Annotated in this window: 1 protein-coding gene and 1 pseudogene; both read right to left on the bottom strand. The window is 73.2% G+C overall.

What is annotated here, in order from left to right:
- A pseudogene (locus ACJ73U_RS03935) lies at positions 1–374 on the bottom strand (hypothetical protein); the annotation flags it as partial.
- A complete protein-coding gene (locus tag ACJ73U_RS03930) occupies positions 371–3,826 on the bottom strand; it encodes a hypothetical protein (RefSeq protein ID WP_407776123.1) in 3,456 nt (1,151 codons plus the stop codon). The pseudogene ACJ73U_RS03935 and the gene ACJ73U_RS03930, both read right to left, overlap by 4 nt.
- Positions 3,827–3,946: the final 120 nt, after the last annotated feature.

The following is a 3,946-nucleotide window of genomic DNA, read 5'->3' as shown; positions in this document are numbered from 1 at the left end:
CAGGGCGTCGCGCGGAGGTGGTCGAGCGCGGCGCGCCAGGCCGGCTCCTCCGGCTTGGGGGCGACGTACTCGTGCGCCGCGATGTGGGCCAGGAAGTGCGGCTCCGGCGCGATCCCGTGCTTCTCCACGTAGTACCGCAGCGCCGCGCCCCAGATCCACGTGCCGTCGGTGAGCGTCGACATCGGCACCACGCGCCCGTTCGCCGGCTCGACCCGGTCCACATCGGACCCCGGCACGCGCCGGATCACCTTGCCCCCGCGGAGGAAGCCCGCGATCCGCGCCCGCTCGGCGGGGTCCGCGATGCGCGGGTGGTCCGGCGCGAACGTCCACTCGCCACCGGCGTCCCGCCCGTCGAAGAGCCGGGCGATCCTCATGACGTCCCCTTCCCGGCCGTGACGCTCCTCGGCTCGTACACCCGGCAACCCGGCGGTGCCGGCGCGGCCGACCGCTCGTTGTACACCTCCAGCGTGCCCGACGACAGCGTCGGGAACTCGCCGGCCACCGCGTCCGCCGGCACCACGACCGGCACGCCGAGCAGGTCCGCGAGCCGCTGCGCGAAGTCCGCGTCCACGTGCCCGCCACGTACCTGCAGCCGCGTCGGGCCACCCTGCCAGTCGCGGTTCTCCGCCACGATGTCGGCCAGCTCGTCCGGCCACAACCGGTCGGCTCCGGAGTACACGGCCGGACCGTCCCGCACCAGCGTCAGCTCGCCCGGTTCCGCCACCGGCGCCGGCGTCAACACGTCGCCGATCCGCACGTCGTCGCGGTCCGGCCAGAACATGGCGTGCGGCACGGTCGGCAACGGCGCGACCTGCCCGTCGTGCCCGACCGTTGGCTCGAACGCGTACATCCGGCCGGTCGCCGGCCGCGTGATGTGCCAGCTGCCGCCCGAGTCCTGCGCGGGTCGGCCCACCAGCACCTCGCCGTCCGGGGTGATCTCCAGGTAGTCCGACGGCGCGTACACGGTGACCCCGAGCCGGTCCGCGAGCTGCTGGGCGAACCCGTTCGCGCTCTGCCCGGTCTCGCACGCCAGCAGCCGGATCGGCTCGCCGTGCCAGTGGGGGTCGGCCTCGATGAGCGTGGCGAGGTCGTCGGCGGTCAGGCGGTCCTCGCCGATGCGCACGAAGTCCTCGCCGCCGTGCATGTCGACCGTGTACTGGCCGGGTTCCGGTCGCACGTCCGCGACGTCGGTCAGCAACTCGTCGCCGGCGGCGTAGAACGCCCGGCCGGCCGGCGTGGCCACGCTCTCGTCCAGGTAGGACCGGAGCCGCCCGGCCGGCCGCGCGCCCTGCTCGCCGCCCCGCAGTCCGGCGGCCGCTTTCCGTTGCCGCGCCTCGTGTTCCGCCTGCCGCTCGTGGTCCTGCGGCGCGGGTTCGCCGTTGTCGAGCCCGTCGTACGCCTGCCGTAACGCGTGGAGGTCCTCGCGTGCCTGCCGCTCCGGCCGGCTGTGGCCGCCGTCGTGGAAGTCGCGGACCCGCTGCGCCAGCGCCGCCATGCGGTTCAGGACGTCGAGCTTGGCGCCGAGCGTGGACCACGGCCTCGGCTCCTGCCGCAACCTCGCGCGCTCGTAGTCGATCAGGGCGTCGACGTCGTCGGCGAACGCCGGGTCGCCCGGATCGGGTGTCGCCGGCCTGGCCGGGAGGGCCTGCGGGGCGGCTCGCCCGGCCGCGACGTCGATCTCATGGCTGAAGAAGTCGAGCAGGAACCGGTGGCGCGCCTCGGCTTCCGCCTGTTCGGCCGGGCGTTCCCGGTTGCGGTCGGCGTGGATCGTCTCGTCGACGGCGACCTGCTCGGCGTGCCGGAACAGGTACCGCAGCTTGAACGAGCTGGCGATGGTCAGCGCCACCGAGCCGACGACGATGACGCCGGTGACGCCCTGGTCGAACGCGACGGCCGCGCCGACCATGACCCCTTCCATGGTGAGGCCCTGCAGGACGTGGTGGGTGCGGAACGCGCGCAGCCGCTGGTGTCCGACCGGGCGGGGGTTCGTGTCCGGGCTCGGCGGGGCCGGCACCGCCACGTCCCCGACCCGCTGGGCGAGCGTCGCGTCGACGCGCCCGACTGCCCGCTCCGCGTCGTCGACCTCCGCGGTGAGGGCGTCGAGCAGGTCGGTGAGGACCCGGTGCTCGAGCGCCACCTGTTCGGTCATCTTGTTGCCGAAGTCGTAGTGGACCTGCTCGAGGATCGCCTTGTACTCGTTCCTGGTGAAGCGTTGGTCGAGGAACGCGTTGACGATCAGGCCGAGCCCCGACCGCAGGCCGCCCACGTACAGCGAGTGGATCGCGGAGTTGATGCCGGCGTTGACCGCGACCTCCGCGTCCTTGCCGCCCGCCGGCAGCTTGGTGGCCTGGTCCCTGCTCTTCTGGAGGCTGCCGATCGCGTCGGACCCGGCGTTGATGAGGCTGTTCAGCTGACCGACCTGCCCGGCGGCGTAGCGGTGCAGCCCGGTGTTGTTGGGTTCGGCGGCCGTCACGGGTGGCGCGCCGAGCCGCGTCTTCGCCGGTGTGCCGCCGGCGAGGTTGTCGATGCGGTCGAGCAGCCTGCTCAGCTTCTCGGCGAACGCGACGTCGAACTCGGCCGCCGTGTCGTCGTTCTGCCGCCCGATGTTGTCGAGCAGGGTCCACTCCCGCTCGACGAGGCTCTTGCGGAAGTACCGTTCGACGAGCGGGCCCGCCCCCACCGCGAGGGCCGCGGCCCCCCACTGCGCGACGGCGGTCCACACCGGCAGCCCGGCGGCGAGGTAGGAGGTGGCCGCACCGGCGCCGAGGACCGGCCCGCCACGGCTCAGCAGCTGCCGCCAGTAGGCCTGGTACTTCGGCGGCATCGTGCCGTCCGGCCGCGGCTCCACCGGCGCCGGGTCGACGAGCCTGGTGCCCCTGGTCCGCTCGAGCAGCGGGTCGAGGAGTTCCTTGCGCCGCAGGGCGGTCTCGTACGCGCGGACCGCGATGTTCTTCCCGTGCCCGGTGTCGGTGTTGGCCTTGTCCGTCCGCCCGTACCAGCGCTTGATGAGCGTGCCGGCGGTCCCGGAGACGACGGCCGCACTGCCGATGGCCGCACCGACGACAGGCGACCCGGTCGCCGCGATGGCACTGCCGGCCGCCACGCCGGGCAGCACCTCGGCAGGCAGGTGGTAACGCAGGAAGGCCTTCCACTTCGGATACCCGTCCGGCGGTTTCACCCAGGCCGGCCGCCGCGTGCCCGCGACGTTCCGGTCGACGGCGTTCCCGATGCCGGTGTCCGCGACGGCCAGCCGCTGCGGAGAGACCGGGTCGTCGGGATGCAGGCCCAGCTCCTCGACGAGCGCCTTCATCTCCTGGGCGATCCGGTGCCGGCGGAGCACGCGGAGGCGGGACGTCTCCTGCCTGCTCCGGTCGAGGTAGCGGACCTCGGCCTGCCGGCCGTGGTCGCTGGTGGACAGGTCGGTGTTGCCGCCTGGGTGGGTCGCGTGGTTGAGCAGGTCGGTGTCGGTCTGGGTGTTGTTGAGCAACGCACTGGCCTGGGCGACCGCGTTGACCAGCGCCCGCTCGACGACGCCGCGACCGGCCTTGAGCGAGACGTGGATGTCCACTTGGCCACTGCCGACGACCTCAAGCCTCGCGGGGCTGCCGTCGCTCGTCATGGCGGTCATCACCCGCACCAGGAAGGTCGACCCGTCGGTCCGGGTGACCCGGTAGCGGGAGTTGGGGAGCGCGTTGGCGTCCGCCTGGGAGACGTCCGCAACGCCGGCGTCCCGCGCGACGTGCGCCATGGCCGCCCTGATCCGCTCGGTGACCCCGAAGTGGTCAGGCCTGGCACCCTCGTCAACCGCGAACCGCGAACGCGGCACCGCGGCGACGCTCTGCACCCGGCTCCGCGGCCCTGGCTGGGTCGGTGGAGTTGTTGGAATGGGTGATGTTGGGTTGGGTGACGTCGTTGGGTTGGGTGAGTTGGGCGGGGTCGTTGGGTT

The sequence above is a fragment of the Actinophytocola sp. genome, from assembly GCF_045807065.1.
Taxonomy (GTDB): domain Bacteria; phylum Actinomycetota; class Actinomycetes; order Mycobacteriales; family Pseudonocardiaceae; genus Actinophytocola.
This window is presented reverse-complemented; position numbering and strand designations above follow the sequence as displayed.